The 21,283-nt window shown below is 47.4% G+C and carries 19 protein-coding genes; 12 read left to right on the top strand and 7 right to left on the bottom strand.

Annotated features, from left to right (window positions below):
* Positions 1–445 precede the first annotated feature (445 nt).
* Positions 446–2,518, top strand: coding sequence for a glycoside hydrolase family 3 protein (locus ACYVEA_RS33510; protein WP_461117740.1), 2,073 nt, complete (start codon positions 446–448; stop codon positions 2,516–2,518).
* Positions 2,519–2,615: 97 nt separating this feature from the next.
* Here the strand turns inward: ACYVEA_RS33510 and ACYVEA_RS33505 are convergent, their stop codons facing one another.
* On the bottom strand, positions 2,616–3,092 hold the full coding sequence (locus tag ACYVEA_RS33505; protein ID WP_461117739.1) for an RES family NAD+ phosphorylase: 477 nt from the start codon (positions 3,090–3,092) through the stop codon (positions 2,616–2,618).
* 24 nt (positions 3,093–3,116) lie between these two features.
* Entirely contained in the window at positions 3,117–3,692 is a 576-nt protein-coding gene (locus ACYVEA_RS33500; protein WP_461117738.1) for an antitoxin Xre-like helix-turn-helix domain-containing protein, read from the bottom strand.
* A gap of 296 nt (positions 3,693–3,988) precedes the next feature.
* Between ACYVEA_RS33500 and ACYVEA_RS33495 the strand changes: the two genes are divergently transcribed.
* Together ACYVEA_RS33495 and ACYVEA_RS33490 are read left to right on the top strand one after the other, a co-directional pair.
* Positions 3,989–4,789 carry an SDR family oxidoreductase gene (locus ACYVEA_RS33495; protein ID WP_461117737.1) on the top strand — a complete coding sequence of 267 codons (801 nt, stop codon included), beginning with the start codon at positions 3,989–3,991 and terminating at the stop codon, positions 4,787–4,789.
* A 71-nt stretch (positions 4,790–4,860) separates the two neighbouring features.
* Positions 4,861–5,781: a helix-turn-helix domain-containing protein gene (locus tag ACYVEA_RS33490; protein WP_461117736.1), complete on the top strand. Its 921-nt coding sequence runs from the start codon at positions 4,861–4,863 to the stop codon at positions 5,779–5,781.
* A gap of 439 nt (positions 5,782–6,220) precedes the next feature.
* Here ACYVEA_RS33490 and ACYVEA_RS33485 read toward each other — a convergent pair whose 3' ends face one another.
* Entirely contained in the window at positions 6,221–6,811 is a 591-nt protein-coding gene (locus tag ACYVEA_RS33485) for a DUF308 domain-containing protein (protein ID WP_461117735.1), read from the bottom strand.
* Between the two features lie 458 nt (positions 6,812–7,269).
* On the bottom strand, positions 7,270–7,479 hold the full coding sequence (locus ACYVEA_RS33480; RefSeq protein WP_461117734.1) for a hypothetical protein: 210 nt from the start codon (positions 7,477–7,479) through the stop codon (positions 7,270–7,272).
* A gap of 153 nt (positions 7,480–7,632) precedes the next feature.
* On the opposite strand from ACYVEA_RS33480, the gene ACYVEA_RS33475 reads away from it, so the two are divergent.
* The 3 genes from ACYVEA_RS33475 (at position 7,633) to ACYVEA_RS33465 (ending at position 9,223) form a co-directional block, all read left to right on the top strand.
* Positions 7,633–8,076: a YpsA SLOG family protein gene (locus ACYVEA_RS33475; protein WP_461117733.1), complete on the top strand. Its 444-nt coding sequence runs from the start codon at positions 7,633–7,635 to the stop codon at positions 8,074–8,076.
* A gap of 87 nt (positions 8,077–8,163) precedes the next feature.
* Positions 8,164–8,427, top strand: coding sequence for a hypothetical protein (locus ACYVEA_RS33470; protein ID WP_461117732.1), 264 nt, complete (start codon positions 8,164–8,166; stop codon positions 8,425–8,427).
* Between the two features lie 217 nt (positions 8,428–8,644).
* Positions 8,645–9,223 (top strand): hypothetical protein, encoded by a 579-nt coding sequence (locus tag ACYVEA_RS33465; RefSeq protein ID WP_461117731.1) that lies wholly within the window; start codon positions 8,645–8,647, stop codon positions 9,221–9,223.
* Between the two features lie 196 nt (positions 9,224–9,419).
* Here ACYVEA_RS33465 and ACYVEA_RS33460 read toward each other — a convergent pair whose 3' ends face one another.
* From ACYVEA_RS33460 to ACYVEA_RS33450, 3 genes are all read right to left on the bottom strand, one after another.
* A complete protein-coding gene (locus tag ACYVEA_RS33460) occupies positions 9,420–10,214 on the bottom strand; it encodes an SDR family NAD(P)-dependent oxidoreductase (RefSeq protein WP_461117730.1) in 795 nt (264 codons plus the stop codon).
* A gap of 126 nt (positions 10,215–10,340) precedes the next feature.
* Positions 10,341–12,392, bottom strand: a complete 2,052-nt coding sequence (locus ACYVEA_RS33455) for a sigma 54-interacting transcriptional regulator (RefSeq protein WP_461117729.1) — start codon at positions 12,390–12,392, stop codon at positions 10,341–10,343.
* Positions 12,376–14,736, bottom strand: coding sequence for a tetratricopeptide repeat-containing sensor histidine kinase (locus ACYVEA_RS33450; protein ID WP_461117728.1), 2,361 nt, complete (start codon positions 14,734–14,736; stop codon positions 12,376–12,378). Before ACYVEA_RS33450 ends, ACYVEA_RS33455 begins: the two co-directional genes overlap by 17 nt.
* A gap of 460 nt (positions 14,737–15,196) precedes the next feature.
* Here ACYVEA_RS33450 and ACYVEA_RS33445 point away from each other — a divergent pair, with 460 nt between their 5' ends.
* From ACYVEA_RS33445 to ACYVEA_RS33420, 6 genes are all read left to right on the top strand, one after another.
* A complete protein-coding gene (locus ACYVEA_RS33445; RefSeq protein WP_461117727.1) occupies positions 15,197–16,024 on the top strand; it encodes an alpha/beta hydrolase in 828 nt (275 codons plus the stop codon).
* A gap of 41 nt (positions 16,025–16,065) precedes the next feature.
* Positions 16,066–16,890, top strand: a complete 825-nt coding sequence (locus ACYVEA_RS33440) for an alpha/beta fold hydrolase (RefSeq protein WP_461117726.1) — start codon at positions 16,066–16,068, stop codon at positions 16,888–16,890.
* Positions 16,891–16,950: 60 nt separating this feature from the next.
* Entirely contained in the window at positions 16,951–18,453 is a 1,503-nt protein-coding gene (locus tag ACYVEA_RS33435) for an aldehyde dehydrogenase family protein (RefSeq protein ID WP_461117725.1), read from the top strand.
* 27 nt (positions 18,454–18,480) lie between these two features.
* Positions 18,481–19,236, top strand: coding sequence for an SDR family oxidoreductase (locus ACYVEA_RS33430; protein ID WP_461117724.1), 756 nt, complete (start codon positions 18,481–18,483; stop codon positions 19,234–19,236).
* 315 nt (positions 19,237–19,551) lie between these two features.
* Positions 19,552–20,013, top strand: coding sequence for an alpha/beta hydrolase (locus ACYVEA_RS33425; RefSeq protein ID WP_461117723.1), 462 nt, complete (start codon positions 19,552–19,554; stop codon positions 20,011–20,013).
* Positions 20,014–20,403: 390 nt separating this feature from the next.
* On the top strand, positions 20,404–21,165 hold the full coding sequence (locus tag ACYVEA_RS33420; RefSeq protein WP_461117722.1) for an IS5 family transposase: 762 nt from the start codon (positions 20,404–20,406) through the stop codon (positions 21,163–21,165).
* Positions 21,166–21,283 lie beyond the last annotated feature (118 nt).

Genomic DNA, 21,283 nt, shown 5'->3' with positions numbered 1-21,283 from the left:
ATTTTTGCCCATTGTTGGTCGGTAATTTCATAGCGTCGCATAGTGCAAAGTTGCCAAACAGACCTATTTTTACCTAATTGTCAACACGCCCTAGGACAAGACATTGAAAAAATTTAATGCCTGCTAACTACAATTTGCGGATTATGCTCACTCCCAAATCAGAGGGTTTGCTTTCTAAGTTTACTTCATTGGGGTATGTTATTTAGGGTGGTCGAATCATTAGGTTGTGTTTTCTCCTTAGCCGAATGAGTCAACGAACATTTTTTAGCCTATAGTTAGAATAGGATTCGTATGGACTTTCTCACTTGTCAAGTGCCTAAATTTTCCTAGAAAGCTTACCAGGTACGGAACGCCATCCCTCGTCTAACTACTTTTCCTAATGATCTGCTCGAAACCGATGAAGGCTAGCCAGGAAAGAATCTTTCTTGGTCGGACCTATAGCATTATGCCGATACCCAGGATAAGGCTTTTGGTAGTGGCTTTTGTGTTGCTCACGAATCAAGCCATTAGCCAGTCAAAATCTGCGCCTAAACAACCCCTTCTGGGCGTGCGATCGGTAAAACTACTGGAGCAGGGTGGCCTCAAGTTTAAAGATTTGAACCGGAATGGCCAGCTCGACAAATACGAAGACTGGCGGTTGTCTGCTCAGGAGCGCAGTCGCGACTTGTTAGCAAAAATGTCAATCGAGCAAAAGGTCGGTTTCATGCTCATTAGTACCACCCGTATGAAAAACGACCAGTCGTTTGCAGCGGCTCCATCTAAAGAGCCCATTACCAGCGATTTCAATGAAGAGGATTTGGTGGCCAGCCAGAACATATTTACCCGTAAACCCCTGCCGACGCCGATCATGAACGCAGCGGGTACGACCAAAGCCGTTACTCAATATCACCTGCGTCACTTCATTTTACGAGCGAATGTGAGTGCTCGTACCACTGCCGAATGGGCCAATAAGCTCCAGACGCTCTGCGAAAGCGACGGTTTGGGAATTCCGGCCATTATCGCATCCAATCCGCGTAACCACATTACCGGGGCAGCTGCCATTGGCACCAGCGTGGGTAAAACGGTTTTTTCGGCCTGGCCCGGCGAATTAGGCCTCTCAGCCATGCGTGATTTGACACTGGTGCGGGAGTTTGCTGACATTGCCCGCCAGGAATGGTCGGCCGTCGGCCTGCGGAAAGGGTATATGTACATGGCTGATTTAGCCACCGAACCCCGCTGGCAGCGCATTGAAGGTACCTTTGGGGAAGATGCTCAGTGGGCAGCTCAGATGATGACTGAAATTGTGTACGGTTTTCAAGGCAAAACACTCGGCCCGGGCTCGGTGGCGGTGACCACCAAGCACTTTCCCGGGGGAGGGTCGGGACAGGAAGGACAAGATCCTCACTTCGACTGGGGAAAGAAAGAAGTCTTTCCAGGGGGCAAGTTTACCAACAACCTGATTCCCTTCAAAGCCGCTATCAAAGCGGGCACTTCAGCTATTATGCCCTATTATTCTCTACCGGCTAACACCAAGTATGAACCCATTGCCTACGCCTACAACCGGGCCGTTATTCACGATCTGTTACGGACCGAATTAGGATTTACCGGTATCATTAATTCCGACACAGGGCCGATTGAAATGATGCCCTGGGGCGCGGAAAACCTCTCCATTCAGGAGCGCTATAAACGAACCCTGGAAGCGGGCGTTAACCTCTACTCGGGTACGGCTGACCCGGCTAATTTGCTGGCTACGGTCAAAAGTGGGCTGGTCGACCTCAAACTAATCGACGATTCGGTGCTTCGGCTGCTACTGGAAAAATTCAACCTGGGGCTTTTCGAAAATCCCTATGTGGATGAAGCTGCCGCCGAACGCCTGGTAGGGAACACGCAATTTCAGGCGAAAGCCGATCTGGCCCATCGTAAGTCCATTGTTCTGCTGCGCAATGAAGCGGACCTGCTGCCCCTCAAGCCCCAAACGAAAGTGTATTTCGAAGCTAATGGCGCCAGGGCTGGTGGCTCCGTAACAGCGGCTGCCAGCTTTACGGCCAACGATGGAAAGTACCCCATTACGTTTGTGGCTACGCCCGAAGAAGCGGATGTGATCCTACTGTGGCTAAAGCCTTCGGCTAAGCCCCTGTTCGCGTCGGATGGGTCGCCGATTTATCTGTCCTTATCCAAGAATTCAATCGACGTCGCCTATGTCAATTCATTGCTGGTTAAGAAACCGACCATTTTGGCAATTAACTATAGCAATCCCTGGGTCATCGACGAAATCTACCGGAAAGATGCCAGCCGCTCCATTAAGGGCGTTCTGGCCACGTTTGGCACGACACCTGACGCACTGCTGGACATTGTGACGGGCAAGTTTAGTCCAACAGGTAAAATGCCTTTTACCACGCCCCTGTCAGAGGCTGCCGTTCAAAACCAGAAAGAAGATGTACCGGGATATGAGGAAGGAGTGGGCTACGGTTTATTTAGGTACAATGAAGGACTAACATATAAAGGCGGTAACAAAAACGTACCGGCCAGCAAGCCCTGACCAGGTATACCAAAACAAGAGGTATCTAAGTAGAGAACGATCCAATTTACCCTGCTGTCGTTCAACTAATCGTCCGGTTGAATGCTATATTCGCCCTTCAGGAAATTGGACCGTTCCATAACCGCTGATCCAGAATCAGATCCTGACTACCCAAAATAGTAATGTCCTGATAAAGCTGATGCTTGGGATGCAGTAGCACATTATAAGAAATGTCCATAACCGCTGAGGGGACGCCCAGTCCCAAGTCAAGCGGATTTTGCAACCATTCCGCAAAAATCGACTGCGTCACGGGTAAAGCCGTTGGATAAGCCCACTCATCAGGCAGCAAATCAGAATAGATCCAACGGACTTCATTCGCTGGAATTTGTAATGTAAAAATGCGTAAGGCTGGTAGTTGGTCGTAGGGTATTTTAGGAAAATGAACTAACGTTTCCAGCAAGGCTAAGGCGGGTGAGCTGGCCGTATAGAGAATGCCCACACCAGGTGGATTCCACCGTCCACCAGCTATCTCAGCCCCAACTACCGAGAGCGGGTCATGCCAATAAGGCTCTTTTAATATACGATATACCTCCACACCAGTTGCTGATTGCTACCGAGCTTAGCTAAATACCCCGGCCTCAATACGGGTAAAGACATTATCAACCAGTTTACAGCCAGTAACCGTATCCAGTAAGGATAAAGGAGTTGGATAAGGCGGAATAGGTCCCCCAGCGATTACTCTATGGTTGATCAATCGTTTCTGACGAGCCTGGGCTGCAGCTGACAAATCGGGGGGACCTTGCTTCGTACCCATCTCGGCTATAGGACGGGGAACATACTCGGTCACCGAGGAAGCAAATCCTACCTCAGGGGTAGCTAACTCGGCTAAGGGTGTACGAAGCCAGGTATAAAATCCCTCCCGATGCCCATCAAAGATGGCAAGTCCATGCTGAAATAGTTTCTCTAACAATAATAGCCGCTCAGAAAGCGGAACCGATAATTCCCCTTGATGATGATTATACAAGTTCCGTTCGGTGACTCCCAAAACAAGCGCCATCTGTTTTTTGGTTAGTCCTCCTAACAGGGCGACTTCATCAACCCGACTACGAGGTAATTTTTGACGAGCCTGTAGAATTAGGTCAGTGGTAGAAAAGCCCCAGCCAAGACCAGATAGCTTCACGGATGGCGTTATCATAACATTATGAAGTTTTGCAGGAATATAACTGAATTATTTCAAAATAAATTTCAGCGAGTCTTTTTGAGCAATCACTTTCTTCCAAATCCTGATAATAATTGCTGGCCAATGGGCTACAGAGATGGCTGCTAGTTATTTAAATATACCCCTGCCCTTTTTTAAAATCGTTCAATTAAACGTCGGTTTATTTCCAGGGCAAGACACTTCCCCATTTTGACTACAAGATTTACCAGTTTTACTACGTGTCCTAAGTCTTGGTGAAGGAGTTTTGCCACTCGAAATAACAACGAGAAGAAATGGCAAAGACTATTTTTATTACGGGAGCTTCAGCTGGAATCGGGAAAGCTACAGCTAAGCTATTTGCAACCAAAGGCTGGCAGGTGATTGCGACCATGCGTAAACCGGAAAACGAAAATGAGCTCCATAAGCTGGACAAGGTAACCCTACTTCCACTGGATGTAACGGACAGGGAACAGATTAACGAAACGACACAGAAGGCGCTGGCGCTGGGCCAAATAGATGTGGTGTTCAACAATGCCGGCTATGCCTTACTGGGTGCCCTGGAAGCCATTAGCGATGAGCAGATCGTCCGGCAGATGGATACTAATTTTCTGGGCGTCGTTCGGGTGACGCAGGCCTTTATTCCCTACTTCCGGCAGCAGAAAGCCGGGCTTTTTATTACCACGGGCTCTTCGGCTGGTTTGATGGGCTTCCCGGTCAGTTCCCTGTACGATGCCAGTAAATGGGCACTGGAAGGCTGGAGCGAAAGCCTATCGTATGAATTAGCGGAATTCGGTATTGGCATAAAAACCATTGAACCGGGTCTGGTGGCGACTGAAATAGGCGATAGAACCGTTTTTGCTTCTCACCCGGCTTACGAACCATTGATGAATAAATTTAGGGCGTTAGTAACGCCCGATAAAGCGGTTTCTACCGCCGAGCAGATTGCCCAGGTTGTGTATGGAGCGGCTACGGATGGCACAACCAATCTGCGCTATGTCTGTGGCGACGATGCAAAAGCCCTGTATGCCCAGCGGCTGGCCGCTGGGGATGAGGCTTTTAGGCAAGGGATTCAGCAAATGCTGGCCGACGCCTGACCACCCGCTCAGGAATTACTTGGCGGGTGCAAGGTGTTACCCTTTTGCACCCGCCATTACTTTGTATACGTATGAAAGGAGAACCACTCAACAAACTACGCGTCTACCACTCAATTGGCGAAATGCAACGGGCCTTTGGCCTGCCACAGCCGTTGCATCCGCTGATCAGCCTACTGGACTATAGCCACGTGAAAATCACGGCTGACATGCTGACCCCCGCGTTCATGATGCACTTTTACCACATCACCTATAATGAATCGGCAGGCTGCAAAATGAAGTATGGACAAACCACCTATGACTTCGATGATGGCGGTATGTTTTTCACTTCACCCGGACAGCCATTAACCGGCTTGCAAACGGGTGATTCAACTGCTGGCTTCACCTTATTGATCCATCCCGATTTTCTGCGCCATTATCCGCTGGATACCAAGATTAAAACCTATGGTTTCTTCTCGTATTCGGTTACCGAATCGCTCCATCTTTCGGACAAAGAAAAGCGCATTATCGCTGCTATCGGCAAAATCATCGGCGATGAACTGGAAACAGCTATCGATGATATCAGCCAGGATGTCTTGATCTCGCAACTGGAGTTATTGCTCAACTATAGTCAGCGGTTTTACAAGCGCCAGTTCATTACCCGTAAGTCCCTCAATAATACCTTGCTGGCGAAGTTGGACCTGTTGCTACATACCTATTTTACGGATGAAATGGCCCTGGTGAAGGGATTGCCAACGGTTCATTTTCTTTCGGACGAATTACAGGTCTCGCCCCGCTACCTGAGCGATCTGTTGCGGTCGCTCACGGGGCAAAATACCCAGCAATATATTCACCATAAACTCATCGAGAAAGCCAAAGAAGTATTGACCATTAGCACGCTGACAGTGGGTGAAATAGCGTATCAGTTGGGCTTCGAACACCCCCAGTCCTTTAGCAAATTGTTCAAATCAAAAACGAATTTGTCTCCGCTGGAATTTCGGCAGTCGTTCAATTGACCGCATAGTCCCTCCATCGACTTGCCAGCTTGCCAGCTTATAAACCGAATTCGGTTCATGGTCACATCTGGTCTTCCGAATGAGTTGATCATTTTTGTAGGCCGAACAGGCAGCCGTACGCTATTGATCGAAGTGGGCCGTCAGTAAAAGTAGGCACTCCGTTCAGTTGTCCTAACTCCGTTCATTAAAACGTCTGAATCCTACTGGCTTGTGCTGCCTATTTTCAATAACTGTCAACCCTACTCCGTAGCCTACGGTATCGTCCTGCCTACTCCAGTTGTCTCGGGTAGGCAAGGGGACCCGCACCATCATGCGATTTTAGGACAAGACAAACCGTGATTCTTTAACCTGGTGGCAAGGCTATTGACCAAACCGCTGGCAGGCACAAGGTGCTGCCAACGGGTATATAATCATGTATAATCGTTCGTATCCTGGCTGTTCAGACGAAAACCGGCACCGCTTTGATGGTCCTGGTCAAGCGGAAGGCGGACAGCAGGAAATAAAACGCACCGAAGGCGGCATACCCGGCCAGCGTCGTGATCCCCTGATTTGGCGCGTGGGCCATAACGATAAAGGATACACCCGCCAGCATCGACTGGCCACCACTGAGAATCATTGGCCACTGAGCACCTAGTTGTTTCCGACGACGCAGACCCAGGATGAGCTGGATCAGACCCGTCAGCAAGGCCCAGGCGCCAAATACGATCAAGGCTTCAGGAAGGCCTTTTTGCAGGGCGATACTAACCGCTACCGTCGTGGTGCTACTGATGGCGATGTTTACGTACTGGGGCGTTTTATTGGCCGTTGGCGGATTGGCCCGGATGTCGAAGAACGTAGCCAGGGCGTCCCAGGCCGGATAGAGGATAAAAAGGATCGTGGCGATGGTTGCATTAGTTTTGGCCAACGCGGCTACTAGTATCACCCAGACGATTGAGAAGGCTGCGCGGGTAAAATACAGCGTACGGAGCGAACGGGCGGTTTCTACCACTTGGTTTGACGCGAAGCGGCTGGTTTGATGAGTTGATTTCATGACGAGATGTTTTTTGTTGCCTCAAAGGTCACGGATTAGGGCCCGCTTGTTTTTCACGTATGTTAAAAAACAAAGGGCAAAAGTGAACCATAGAACATCTCTTTACTTTTCAGCAGGCTTAACAGCCAGGAACTCCGAATTTATGCTGCCGTATTTGTCGGTAGGCGCAAGTCCAGCGTCGTAGCTCTATCGTCTAACGACAAGTCACCCTGGATGCGATAGCCTATTATTGGCTCATCTTTAAGCCCAATTGTCCGAATCAGGATAAGGTTGGTTGCTGCCCTGAAGGAATCAACCCCGGCTACAGTCAGCTAAACAAAAAAGCCCCAATGGCTGGACCATCGGGGCTTGAAACGCTTACTGATGTATAAACGCTGGTTTGACCCTTTTATTGTGCACCCTGCAACAGCCTGAGCCTTATTTAGCACTTTTTCTCACGAAAGCCAGCAGCAGGCTATCTATGGTTTATCTGGGTTCCGTGGCTTGTCATCAGGGTCCAACGTGCCAGCCAGTGCCTGTTCTCCATACTCCCGCTGGAGCGTACCGAGTTCCTTATCCGACCGGGCATCGCTTTGATCGGTATTGCGAAGGGTACCGGGCTGAAGCTTACGTTTCTTTTCGAGATTGCCGACCTGAATATCAGAGCGGTCTTTGCGGGTTTTGCTCATAGGTAAATCGGGTTACGTTAGCGATTTCATTATGGCTAGTAACACCAATAGGGCCATTTGTTTTCCAAGTTCAGCTAAAGTATACGAGCGGTATTTTAATCCTATTGTCAGTCGAGTTCTTTCGATGGTTTTACTCAGCCAATGATCATGCATATGAATCAGCTTCAACGTATCATCTCCGGTGGCCAGACGGGTATCGACCAACTGGGTCTGGACGTGGCCCGCTCGCTGGGTATCCCCACCGGTGGCCTCGCGCCTAAAGGCTACCTGACGGAGAACGGACCCGATGAACGGCTACGCGCCTATGGGCTGACAGAACATAGCTCCGGCAACTACGAAAAACGCACCCGAGCCAACGTGCAGCAGTCCGACGGCACGGTGATCTTCGGCGACGTAACGGGCGGTACCAAACTCACCCTCGATACGTGCATCCGGGTAGGAAAACCCTACCTGGTGAATCCAACCGCGGATCAGCTGCGGACCTGGCTAATCGACCATCCGATCCGGGTGCTCAACGTAGCCGGGAGCCGGGGTAGTGGGTTGTCGGCCGAGCAACTGGCGCAGTACCGAAAGGTGTTAATGGATGCGTTACATTGAGTCTGAAACAAGGCGGGGTTGCTCCGTCTTAGGTTCGTTTGATAACAGATTTCAACGTTGGCGACGAGGTTTATATTCACTCAGGGATTGAGCCAAGACACTCCTTTAACCGAGTTTCAGAAACTGGGAACCGATCGGCTCGCGTGTAGTGCCTATGGCTGCTGCCTACATGTGGATTTGCTACGAAAAGGTAAGCCCGAAGCAGTGATGGAGTCCGGAGACGATCAACAGAGTAGCCACGTACCTGATAGCGACTACGAGCCGATAAGCGACGAGTTGTTTATTCCCTATCGAAAGCCGATCAACATTGTAGGTAATCATCATGAAGTCTACGACTGGCTACGGGATTGAACGTAGCGCTGGGCGCTACATAAAGCAGTATCTAACCTAGTAATGCGTAAAGCCTGTTAGCCCTGTTGACAAGCAGTGATATGACGACCTTCAAAATGTAACTTAAAAAGACTAAAAAATACGGGAATTACCCCGTTGACTAGCGCATCTAAAAATGGTCTATTTGATTCTTATTAAATCATTAATAACGAAAGTTCCACTATAAACGCAATGTATTATGACGGCAGTAAGCTTAGAGATTAACGAGATCCGAATTGACAGGCCCAAAAAAAGGTGGAAAATCTACTTTGTACTAGTAGCTGAACATCCTACCGATCCAGAGAAAATGGTGGTTACTGTGATTCCAAACGATCCGATAAGAGTTGTTCCGAGTCAGAATAACGTAATTAATTTTGAAGGCACTCGACCCAATGCTGAAGGATTATTTTTACTGAGCAGAAAATTACCTGCTTCCAGGGAGCTTAATGTGCATTTGTATACGCGGCACTCTAGAAGTTCTGTACGGAAAGCAGGCGATGTGCTTAATGATATCAAAGATGAATTGGGCTCAAATGAATTTACTGAAGTTGCTGATATACTTGGTTCTAACGCAGTTCCTTGGATAGCTATAGCTAAAGCTGCACTTCCTTTGATCGGTAAAATCCTACAGAAAATCCCGGATCGGGACATGGGGTTTGTGAGTCTATTTGAACGTTTTGGTCCAGAGTTTGAAACTAATGAAGAACTTGATGGCGAAAAAGTAGGGGGTTTTGTTACAGTCGTGTATAACTGGTTTGTGGATAGAGAGAATGATTAGTTTGATTGTAGCGGAGACAAATGAATCGTATACTCCGTTGCAGTCAAATTAGCTCTGCAATCAGTGAGTTTGAAAACAGTTACTTTATCCCAATTTGATAAGGGCAAGATGAGCTTCTTTGGACGAGAAGAGCGAACGCGTTTTCACCCCTGAAAAAGCTACATAATCTGCTGGCTTTTTCAGGGGTGAGCAGTCATCAGACAATGGTCTTGGTAACGCCCCCATCTACCCGCACGGCGGCTCCGTTGGTGGCCGAGGCCAGCGGGCTGGCCAGATAAGCCACCAGGTTAGCCACCTCCTGGGTAGTGGCAAATCGTTTAATGATAGATGTCGGGCGGGCATGTTTGAAGAAATCCTTTTCCATGTCCGCGACCGACACGTTACTTCTAGCGGCCATACGGGCGATAAAATCGCCCACGCCTTCCGATAAAGTCGGGCCTGGTAGCACCGTATTGACCGTCACGTCTGTCCCGGTGGTCAATTCGGCCAGACCGCGTGAAACCGCCAGTTGAGCGGTTTTGGTCGTGCCGTAATGAATCATCTCCGTTGGAATTTGCAGCGCTGACTCGCTGGAGATGAACAGGATACGACCCCACCCGTTGGCCAGCATCTGGGGGAAATAGTGGCGGGACAGGCGAACCCCGCTCATGACGTTTACCTCAAAAAACTTCAACCAGTCCTCATCGGGGATGTCGACAAACTCTTTCGGATCAAAGATGCCGACGTTGTTAATCAATATGTCCACCTGGGGCAATGCCGCCAGCAAGGCGTTAATTTGGGTCACCTGACTAAAATCAGCCGCAATACCCCGAAAGCGAGTGCCGGGTAATTCGTCCGTCAGCTGACGGACCAGGGCGTCGACCCGGTCTTTGTGCCGGCCATTGAGTATGACCTCGGCCCCTTCCTGCGCCAGCGTTTTGGCAATGGCCAGGCCAATGCCCGCCGTCGATCCGGTGACCAGGGCGGTTTTGCCACGAAGCTGTAAATCCATGGTTGTCGTGTTTAAAATTTAGCTCTTTATTCAATAGGCTTAGTGCCCACTGGTTAAGATTGGTGATGGCTAATAACGTATATGGGCTTTTATAAACGAGAAGCAAAAAATGTATGAATTGAACAGCTACTTCTTGATCCCTAATCGCTCCATCCTATATTCCAGTGTGGTAGGTTTCAGCCCCAATAGCTCGGCAGCTCCCCCTTTACCTCGAATTTTGCCATTCGTTTGCTGAAGTATCGATAGGATGGTGTCACGTTCGGCCTGTTCATGCCTGTTCTTCACGTCAGACAACGTCTTTGGTTCGGTAGTCCCTGGCGGAATCTGATTTGGATGAGTTGTAAGCGTATAGGTTGATGGCCCACTAGAAAGTGGGCTATTAATAATCCAGTTATTAGCTAATGATCGGCCCAGCGTGAGGGGGTCACAGCCGTCGCTGATGATGACGGCCTGCTCCATAATATTCTCCAGTTCGCGAATATTACCTGGCCAACTGTAGCTGATGAGCTCGGTTAAGGTTGTTTCGCTAATCCCCTGATACGATTTTCCCATTCTCTGGCTAAACTTCTGCGCAAAGAAATGGGCCAATAAAGGGATGTCTTCCTGCCGTTCCCGTAAGGCTGGTAACAGAATCGGGAATACGCTCAATCGGTAATACAAGTCCAGACGGAAGCGCCCTTCGGCTACTTCTTTTTCTAAGTGCCGGTTTGTAGCGGCAATCACCCGGACATCGGTTTGAAGGGTTCCTTTACCGCCTAACCGTTCAAATTCTTTTTCCTGTAACACGCGAAGCAGCTTCGCTTGCAGGTCTATGGGCATTTCTCCGATTTCATCTAGGAAGATGGTACCTCCATGCGCCAATTCAAACTTCCCGATTCGTCGTTCGGTGGCTCCCGTAAAAGCCCCTTTTTCGTGCCCAAATAACTCGGATTCGATCAGGTTAACAGGCAGGGTCGCGCAATTTACTTTTACCAGCAATTTATCGTTCCGGAACGACAACGTATGAATAGCGCGGGCAAACAACTCTTTGCCTGTACCGCTTTCACCTGTCAGGAGTACTGTCGCTCCGGTCGGCGCAACCTTCTCGACCTGTTTGAACACCTGCTGGAGCTTTGGGCTTTTACCCACAATGTCATTGAAGCTGGCCGTCGTCTTTACTTCCTCTTGTAAATACTTATTTTCCCTACCCAATTGTTCATTCAGCCGGGCGATCTCATCAAAAGCCAGCATACGCTCCAGTGTAAGCCTAACCGATTGCTGCATACGATCAACTAGTGATACGTGATCAGGCAGGTAGGTATCCGGCTGTCGGCTATAGAAGGAGACCGTAAATTTGCTTCCCTGCGTCGTGGCTATGGTCGCCAGTAAATTAGCTTGTAAAGAGAATGTTTTGGCGATGATCTGCTTTAACCGAAAGCGTTGACAGGATTCCGCGTACTCGTTTCCATTAAACAGGCTAATGCTTTCATGGGCAGGAAGTTCTGCCCGTAACAGATCGTACTTCTGTTCCGTTAACCCAGTCATCCGCAGAAAGTCAACCGGCTGAATGGTCTGGTATTCATTTAGTCCGATCCGGAAGAAACTGCAGGACCGGGTGGTCTTTCCCTGATCAAGACTGAGCGTAATTAAATCGAAGGGAATAAAGGGCTGAAGATAGGTCGCTACGTTTACTAGTTTTTGCGTCCAATCGCTGGCCTCCGATAGCGCATTCGTCAACGAAATCTGAAGCATTTTTTCTTCCCGAAGCTTCTGCTCTAAACTGTGAGCGTGGCGATAGAAGGCAATTTCCAGCGTATAGAGGATGTCTTTTGTACGGAACGGTTTGACAATGTAGCCGTGTGGCTGCGTGGCTTTTATTTTTTCCAGAACGCCATCATTCGCATTGGCCGAGATATAGATAAATGGAATGTGCTGAGTCCGCAACATTCGGGCAAAGTCTAAGCTTGTTTCGCCACCCTTCAGGTAGATATCCAGTAGCACCACATCTGGTTGACCATCAACCAGAAGTTCCTGAGCTTCCTGCACACTGACGGCAATACCGACGACAGTATAGCCAGCTTCCAGCAGAATGTCTTCCAAATTGTCGGCAATAAGCAGTTCGTCCTCCACAATAAGCACCCGAGCAACTGGATTTTTCATGCTTCCTGTAACAGCGGGGTTATTAGTTATCGTGGGCATAATACGGCTGAAGTTTGATTAACGGAAATGAAACGGATATGCTAACTCCCCCGCTGTTTTCAATCTGGAGTATAGCGCCCAATTGTTTCGTCAGGCGACGTATGATGTTGGCCCCCATAGAACCCTGACGGCGAAGGTCAACGTCATCCGGTAAGCCCACGCCATTGTCCTGAACGACCAATTGGTAATTTTCTGCGTCCACTTTAGTCAACGACACGTTTATGCTGTCCTCTGGTTCGTCAGACCTATAACCCGCTGGGAAGGCGTATTTTAAGGCATTGGTAATCGCTTCGGTAATGATTAGCCCCAGCGGAATTGCCTGGGAGACATCCAGTTCTAGTGGAGACAACTGATAGTGGAAGCGGATCCGCTCGTCGTGATTAAACGACTCCTCTAGTTGATCGACCACCTCCCGTATATACATGGGCATATCGACCTGCGATAGGCTGTCGGAGCGGTACAGTTTCTGGTGGATAAGCGCCATGGCACGCACCCGGTGCTGACTCTGTTCAATAGCCCGAATTGCCCCTTGATCAGAGAGGTATTTACTCTGAGTATGCAACAGACTAATGGTTAGTTGCAGGTTATTTTTAACCCGGTGATGCAACTCTTTCAAGAGCCATTCCTTTTCACTGACTAATGACTGAAGCGACTGATTTTTGTCGTTAATTTCTTTTTGGTGTCGCTCTAATCGTTGAGTATTTCTTAATTTAATAATGTACCGGTTACAGAGCAATGCGACTATAAATAATAAAAGAACGACACAGACCAGAGTAACATTTTTTAAATTGTTTGCCTGCTGAAGTTGTGTTTTTTGGACTAATCCTTGTTCCGTCAGCAACCGAATATCTAAGTCTTTTTTAGCAGTTTCATATTTAATTTGTACTTCTTGAATCTGCTTATTTTTCGCTTCGCTAAACAACGTATTATCGATCAGTTGAGCCTGATTTAAATGATCGATGGCCGACAGATAATCACCACTGGATGAATCGGCCTTAAACAGCATTTTCTGAATATCCCGAATGGTTGTAAAGGCATGGACATGGTCCGCTTCGAATAAAGCTTTTCTAAAATGAATACCGGCATCTACAAACTGTTTTTTATCGAAGTAATAACAGCCAATATCATATTCAACATCACCTGTGATCTCATTGAATTTGCCCAAAAGTTTGGCAAATTCAATCATCTGTTTTGTAAATTTCTCTGCTAGTGGTGAATTATGAATAGTAGTATAATAATAAGCGAATGTTCGGGCTAAACTGGCTTTCCCGTAGTAATCAGTCGGCTGATGCTCTTTTGAAAATGTTTGAATAAAATTAAATGCTTCTTCGGATCTACTTTGCGCTATTAGTTCCCGAACAAACAAGCCGGCTTCTCTAACTGTATAAAAGTCAACAGGATTTGATATAGGGCAGCTGAACACTTTCTTGTAATAAATTATACAATTCGATGCTTGCCCCAACTCATGGTAGATATTGGCTAATCGGCTATAAAGATTGACTGCGCCGATTTTATCATTCGTCCTCTCCATACTTTCAATACAAAGCAGTGAATAATGTAGACATTTTTTATAGTCACCTCTGCGATTATTAATAACAGAAAGGAAGTTATATACATAATGCAGGTTTGGAAAATGGATCGCTTTATATTTAGACAGGATTTGGGTGAATTCGCTTTCAGCCAGATCAAGTTTGTCCTGATCTAAATGAACATCAGCAATGTATATTTGTGTTTCTAACACTTTTACCGTATTATTTAATTGCTGATACAAAGCGGTTATGCGTCGAAAACATTTCTCTTTTGTCAAGCCAACCGTATCACCTTTAGGGAGGAAATAGGCTATTCTATGCCATATTTTTATTTGGTTTTCAATAGATTTTTGTTTATTAATAGCATCTGTTAGTTGTAGAAAGTAATGTTCTCCTTCATTTATATTTCCTATTTTGCAATAGTACTCCCCTAAAAAGTAAAGTATCTCCTCTCGCCATTTCGGCGAATGACGTTCATCACTCTCTTTTTCGGCTCGTTTGATAAATACAAAAGCGCTATCTATATCATTACGAGTTGCTTCATTTTTGAACATATAATAATCGGCCATTTGCAGTAAAAACTCCACGTGCTTATCACCTGATTTAACCGTACGATACTGTGATTGTATCTGCTCTATAGGTTTGTTTAACGTCAGTTGTGTATAAGCTGGCTCGATGGAGAACAGGATGATACTAAATAGTAAGGAAAGCTTTCTGAGAGTATTCATCTGTTTTGCATGGAGAAGGCTCTCCTGAAAAAGCGTTGGCAGCTTAAGCAAAAAGTACATTTCTATAGGTTGAAGCCGATACTTCATGGTGCTTGAAAACTGACTCAAGATAGTACACAATAGCCGACAAGTGGTTGGTAAACAACTTGTTTTTAGCCTATATCATCCCTACTCAATGCATCAGCCGAGGCTGAGTTGCCTTTGTTATGAGAAGCCTTAATTCAATTTAAATGCCAACTCAAGAAAAAAGGTACACAAGTAAGATACAGCCTAAATGATGATAGGTTATCTACCAGAATCTCCAAAAGTCTCCAGTATTATCCAGATTCCACTAAGATTTTTTAGCCGGTTATTTAAGCAATAAGGGAAACTGTCTGTGTTCATTTTTGCCCGTAAACCACTTCTATCAACGGCTAGGCCGTATTTCAGGAAGTAAGACATCTCTTTACGGATTTGGCTTAATAGTTTGGTATAACACTTGGTAACCAGACACGTAGCAACTCCTTTAGGAATATCAATCCTAGTCTTGTTTTACCCAAATAACATCATGAAACCTATTCGTCCCCAATCCATTGTCTTTATCACCGGCGCCTTTGTCAGTAACGATTGCTGGCAACAATGGCAAGCTTTTTTTAACCAGAAGGGCTATACAACCATCGCTCCTCCGTGGCCCCACAAAGACGCCCCAGCCGACGTATTACGAAACCGCCATCCGGATCCTGGGATCGCAGCCAACCGACTGGCTGATCTGACGGATTATTACGCCCGGATTGTAGAACAGCTTCCTGATAAACCTATCCTGATTGGTCATTCCATCGGTGGGCTGATGGTTCAGCTTTTGTTGCAACGGGGTCTTGGCGCAGCGGGCGTTGCGATTCACTCGGTTCCTCCGCAGGGGATTTTTACCTTCAAACTGTCATTTCTTAAATCCGGTTGGGGTGCGTTAGGTTTTTTTACCTCCACCGACGAGCCGTATCTGATGCCGTTTGAGGACTGGCAATATGCATTCACCAATGGCATGCCGCTGGATCAGCAAAAAGCCGCTTACGACCAGTTTGCCATACCCGAATCCAAACTAATCGTTCGGGATACCATCACGTCAGCGGCTCACGTTGATTTTAGCCAACCCCATGCACCCCTACTGCTCACATCAGGCAGTACAGATCACACCATTCCAGCCTCGCTCAATTACGATAATTACCTCAAATATCAGCACTCCGATTCCATCACGGACTACAAAGAATTTGACGGGCGCAATCACTTCGTGCTGGGTCAGCCTACCTGGAAAGAAGATGCCGGCTACATTCTGGTCTGGATTGACAAGACACTGCCTCAATCAGAAACGGTCAATAAGTCCATGAAAATAAGCGATTAATCAAATTCCCCTTCCGCTAACCCAATAACTGATCAGTCTCCATGAAAACGAAATTCCTTTCATCGCTACTGCTTATATCACTTTTTTTTACCCTGCTGTCATGCCATAAAAATGACGCCGTTGCACCCGCCCCCCAAACGTTCGTGCTGGTACATGGAGCCTGGCAGGCACCCTACGCCTGGCAAGCCGTTAAAGATCAGTTAGTACAGCAAGGTCAACATGTAGTGGTGGTCGAACTGCCCGGTCACGGAGCGGATAATACGTCGCCCGCTACCTTATCGATGGATGTATACCGGGATAAGGTCATTTCTGCCATAAACGCTCTATCCGAAAATGTGATACTAGTTGGTCATAGCATGGGTGGGGTGGTTGTATCGGCCGTTGCGGAAAAAATCCCCAGCCGTATCGACAAGCTGGTGTATATCGGCGCATTTTTACCGGCCAATGGGCAATCCCTGCTGGCACTGGCTTCCACAGATAGCACCTCGCAATTGGGACCCGCATTAATCCCGTCCGCCGATCAGCTTACCTTGGGTATCAAGACCGAGCATTTAACGCCCATCTTCATTCAAGACGGATCGGATGCTGTAAAAAAACAGGTGGTCGATAACTATCGGGCCGAACCGTTCATTCCCTTTACCAATCCAGTTACGCTAACAGCAGCCAACTTTGGTAAAGTAACCAAGTACTACATTCACACCGCACAGGATCATGCGGTTGGGTTAAATCTGCAAAAACGAATGGTGGCAGTGGCCGGCATCAAGAACACTTATACGCTTAACAGCAGCCATTGCCCTTTCCTGTCGATGCCAACGGAGACAACCACGTTGCTTCAGACCATTTCGAAAGAGACTCCAGGTAAGTAAAACCAAAACTTGCTGTTGGTACACGAACTAATTCGTTAACCGTTTAATCTTCTTACTATCATGCTAACCTTAGAAGCAGCCATTGGCCCTGATGATCAACCGGCCTCATTCCACTACACAGCGTTAAATAAGCAATTTATTAATGGACAATGGGTTGATGGGCAAGAAAACGCCATTGTTGACAACCTGAATCCCTTTACGGATGAAGTCATTCATACCTTACGTTCGGCAGGAACGGCTGATGTAGATACTGCCTTTGAAGCCGCCAAGCAGGCTGCTCCTACCTGGGCGACTACCAATCCGCTCATTCGTAGGGATATACTACTAAAAGCAGCTACGATTCTGAAGGATCGTCAGGCTGAGTTTATTGATTGGCTGACCCAGGAGACAGGCAGTACGTATGTAAAGGGCTTGCTGGAGGTGCAACAAGCCCATGACATTCTGATAGAAGCGTCCTCCTTCCCTACCCGTATGCATGGCCGTACCACTGCGTCAACAATTGATGGGAAAGAAACCTACGTATATAGAAAACCGTTAGGTGTTGTAAGCCTTATTAGTCCCTGGAATTTTCCCTTATACCTCTCTATGAGGACGATTGCTCCGGCCTTGGCTGTTGGCAATACAATGGTCGTCAAACCGGCCTCCCAGTCTTTAGTTACGGGTGGAACAATCATTGCAAAACTTCTGGAAGAAGCGGGCATGCCTGCTGGCGTGTTTAACGTTGTGGTTGGCCGGTCCGAAATCATTGGGGATTACTTTACGGCTCATCCTTATTCGAGACTGGTTTCATTCACGGGTTCGACGCCCGTGGGAAAAGGGATCGGACGCATTGCGGGGGAGGGCCTCAAAAAGTCAGCCCTGGAGCTGGGGGGCAATAATGTATTCATAGTCCTGGATGACGCCGATATAGACAAAGCCATCGATGGTGCGGTGTTTGGTCGATTTCTGCATCAGGGGCAGGTCTGTATGGCAACTAATCGCATTCTCATTCACCAAAGCCAGTACGAAGAGTTTAAGACTAAATTTGTCGCTCGGGTAAAGCAACTTCCGTACGGTGATCCAGCGGATAAACATACCGTGGTGGGCCCTTTAATCGACAATAAGTCAGTTCAGCGTATTCTGGCTATTCTGCAAAGTGCCCAAGCTGATGGCGCGGTTGTCGAAACGGGAAACGTAGCCGAAGGCAATGTCCTGCAACCCACCGTTCTATCCGGCGTAACCAGGGATATGCGCGTGTTCAGGGAGGAGATTTTTGGCCCAGCGGTAGGGCTGGTCTCCTTTGCTACGGATGAGGAAGCCATTGAGCTGGCCAACGCAACTGATTTTGGCTTGAGTGGCGCTCTATATACACGTGATATTTACCGGGGTATGCAATTGGCTCGTCGGGTGGAAACGGGAATGATGCACATCAACGACCAGTCGGCTAACGACGAAGTACATACGCCATTCGGGGGTGAAAAATCATCGGGAACGGGGCGCTTTGGCGGTGATTTTATTCTGGAAGAACTGACGACTGTTCAATGGGTGAGTGTTCAAAAAGTTGCCCGGCAATATCCGTTCTAAATCGGTCACCCTACTTCAATATAAACCATGAATCGTCTTCAAAACAAAGTTGCCATCATTACGGGTGGAAGCAGCGGTATTGGTCTGGCCACTGCCAAAGAATTTATCGCTCAGGGAGCTACTGTCCTGATAACCGGACGTAATCAGGAGTCCCTAGATCAAATCACCCCTGAACTAGGTGAAAAAGCGTATGGGATTGTCTGGGATGCCAGTATTCCGGACAATGTGAACCATTTGTCGGAATTTGTGCAGGCTAATTTTTCCAGTATCGACGTACTGTTTGTCAACGCAGGGGTAGCCAAATTCGCGCCCTTCGAGAACATGTCGGAGGCCATCTTTGACGAAAGTGTCAACATCAATCTCAAAGGGGCTTATTTCACCATTCAGGCGCTGGTGCCTTTTTTCAAAAATGGCGGTTCTATCATTTTAAATACATCCATCAATGCCCACGTTGGTGCACCTGGTGCGAGCGTGTATGCAGCCACAAAAGGCGCCTTGTTAACGATGGCTAAAAATCTATCAACCGAGCTGATTTCCCGACAGATTCGGGTCAATGCCATCAGCCCGGGACCAGTCGATACGTCCCTGCATAGTGCCGCTAAACTTGGCATTTCGGATCAACAGCTAGCCCAAATGAATCAGGGGATTATCGAGGCTATCCCTCTGGGTCGCTTTGGTCGGCCTGAGGAAATTGCCAAAGTCGCCCTGTTCTTCGCGTCGGACGATTCATCGTTTGTAGTGGGTGCCGAACTGATCGTAGATGGCGGCATGTCGATGGGGTAACGTCAACTTTTAGCTAAACACAATCTTGTACACTCTTACCCGCGCACTTGGCGAACTAACTGGTATTATCATGGTAGTTTCAACGATTCCGGGAGCTAACACTCAATCAACAAATACGGGTGTGACAAATGTGGTTCTCGTTCATGGTGCTTTTGCCGATGGCTCAAGCTAGTCCAAAGTGATTCCGCTGCTGGAAGCGAAGGGTCTTACCGTTATTGCAGTACAAAATCCACTGATATCGCTGGCCGACGACGCAGCAGTTGCAAAACGGGCCATCGCTCTACAGAACGGCCCCGTGCTTTTAGTTGGTCATTCGTGGGGGGCGCAGTGATCACCGAAGCGGGTAACGATCCTAAGGTAGCTGGCCTATTGTATGTGGCAGTTGGTGCGCCAGATGAAGGACAGTCATTTGACGAAATGAGTCAGGCAGCTCCACCAGCTCCAGGTACTGGAGAAATCAGACCCGATGCTACCGGCTTTCTTTCACTAACCGCCAAAGGCATCAAAGATGATTTTGCCCAGGACCTGCCTGAAGCCGAAACCCGTCTTCTGTTCGCAACGCAGGGCCCTTGGTCACTAAAAGCACTGGGTGATAAGATCTCCAAAGCCGCCTGGAAGAGTAAGCCTTCCTGGTACATCGCTGTCAGCGAAGATCGCATGATCAACCCCGATCTACAACAGAGCTTAGCCAAGAAGATTAAAGCAACGACCCTTACACTTAAAGCCAGTCACGTACCAATGGTTTCTCAGCCTGAGAAAGTAGCCGCTTTATTCTAGAGGCAGCCAGTCATGTAACCTTTCAGTAGATCAGACCATCACAGATCAAGTCCTGTCCTTAATAGAAGAGCAAGACTTGATTGGTGTGGTTTGAATATCAGTGATTAAACGGACAACTAATTTTTATTGATTTATGCCCTTAATTTCAATTACGATCAACCTCTTCTATAATTTGTACTTTTCATAGCAATCGTTCGAATAAGACAACCTTTTCGTGAACGGTTTCAGACGTGAATGATTATTAATTCATCAGATCAGTCATTTATAGGTGATCCCCCTTTCTAAAAAACTTAGAGGGATTATTACTTTTGTTAATCTTAGAAACTGTCTAAAAATGGTTTTGTAAATAAAATAAGGAGCCAGTAAGTTGGTAGAAACAAAGAACCACCAATGTATTCTACCAATCTGACCGACTCCCAATGGCAAGTTATCAAAGACTTGCTGGCCGACCAACGAAAATGTAAACATGATTTACGGATTGTCCTGAATGGATTGTTCTATGTGGTCAAAGGCGGTATTCCCTGGCGTCAAATGCCTACTGACCTTCCACCATGGAAAACCGTCTATTATTACTTTAGAAAGTTTCAACGACTAGGTATTTGGCAAGAACTTAACGATGCGCTACGAGAAAAACTACGTCAAAAGACCAGGCGCAAGTTGAGTCCTTCGGTTACTATTCTTGATTCACAACGTGTCAAAACTACGCTGGTTGGCGGCCAACGGGGCTATGATGCAGCCAAATCAGTAAAAGGCCGTAAGCGTCATATTCTGGTCGATACCCTAGGTTTACTACTAGCAGTGGTGGTTCACCGGGCGGACATTGATGAACGACGAGGAGCCAGTTTTGTACTAGCTAGATTGAATCACTTACGGGTTAATTTTCCACGGTTAGCCGTTATTTTCGCTGATGGCGGTTATAGTGGTGAATTTGAAACGATGGTTAAGAAAACTTACCGGTGGATGTTACAGATTATTCGTAAGCCGTTTGGCATCAAGATGTTTGTTATTTTACCCAAACGCTGGGTGGACGAACGAACGTTTGCTTGGTTGACTCACCAGCGTCGGTTAAGTGTGGATTATGAACGCTCGGTAAAAGTTTCAGAGGCTATGATTCAACTGGCCATGATCCGCATTATGATTCGACGATTTTAAATTTTAGACAGTCTCTTACCACCTGATAATTCTGTACCTTCAATAGCAACAACCTGCTTTCTAGATCGACAATAGATTTCTCACCCTCATGGCAAGGACGTGAGATACATACTACTAT

Source organism: Spirosoma jeollabukense, from assembly GCF_054777855.1.
This window is presented reverse-complemented; position numbering and strand designations above follow the sequence as displayed.

Excerpts from the sequence above, each read along its gene's own strand:
- ACYVEA_RS33510 (WP_461117740.1), top strand. The coding sequence starts at position 446 with ATGCCGATACCCAGGATAAGGCTTTTGGTAGTGGCTTTTGTGTTGCTC.
- ACYVEA_RS33500 (WP_461117738.1), bottom strand. The coding sequence starts at position 3,692 with ATGATAACGCCATCCGTGAAGCTATCTGGTCTTGGCTGGGGCTTTTCT.
- ACYVEA_RS33495 (WP_461117737.1), top strand. The coding sequence starts at position 3,989 with ATGGCAAAGACTATTTTTATTACGGGAGCTTCAGCTGGAATCGGGAAA.
- ACYVEA_RS33490 (WP_461117736.1), top strand. The coding sequence starts at position 4,861 with ATGAAAGGAGAACCACTCAACAAACTACGCGTCTACCACTCAATTGGC.
- ACYVEA_RS33485 (WP_461117735.1), bottom strand. The coding sequence starts at position 6,811 with ATGAAATCAACTCATCAAACCAGCCGCTTCGCGTCAAACCAAGTGGTA.
- ACYVEA_RS33480 (WP_461117734.1), bottom strand. The coding sequence starts at position 7,479 with ATGAGCAAAACCCGCAAAGACCGCTCTGATATTCAGGTCGGCAATCTC.
- ACYVEA_RS33475 (WP_461117733.1), top strand. The coding sequence starts at position 7,633 with ATGAATCAGCTTCAACGTATCATCTCCGGTGGCCAGACGGGTATCGAC.
- ACYVEA_RS33465 (WP_461117731.1), top strand. The coding sequence starts at position 8,645 with ATGACGGCAGTAAGCTTAGAGATTAACGAGATCCGAATTGACAGGCCC.
- ACYVEA_RS33460 (WP_461117730.1), bottom strand. The coding sequence starts at position 10,214 with ATGGATTTACAGCTTCGTGGCAAAACCGCCCTGGTCACCGGATCGACG.
- ACYVEA_RS33455 (WP_461117729.1), bottom strand. The coding sequence starts at position 12,392 with ATGCCCACGATAACTAATAACCCCGCTGTTACAGGAAGCATGAAAAAT.
- ACYVEA_RS33450 (WP_461117728.1), bottom strand. The coding sequence starts at position 14,736 with ATGAAGTATCGGCTTCAACCTATAGAAATGTACTTTTTGCTTAAGCTG.
- ACYVEA_RS33445 (WP_461117727.1), top strand. The coding sequence starts at position 15,197 with ATGAAACCTATTCGTCCCCAATCCATTGTCTTTATCACCGGCGCCTTT.
- ACYVEA_RS33440 (WP_461117726.1), top strand. The coding sequence starts at position 16,066 with ATGAAAACGAAATTCCTTTCATCGCTACTGCTTATATCACTTTTTTTT.
- ACYVEA_RS33435 (WP_461117725.1), top strand. The coding sequence starts at position 16,951 with ATGCTAACCTTAGAAGCAGCCATTGGCCCTGATGATCAACCGGCCTCA.
- ACYVEA_RS33430 (WP_461117724.1), top strand. The coding sequence starts at position 18,481 with ATGAATCGTCTTCAAAACAAAGTTGCCATCATTACGGGTGGAAGCAGC.
- ACYVEA_RS33420 (WP_461117722.1), top strand. The coding sequence starts at position 20,404 with ATGTATTCTACCAATCTGACCGACTCCCAATGGCAAGTTATCAAAGAC.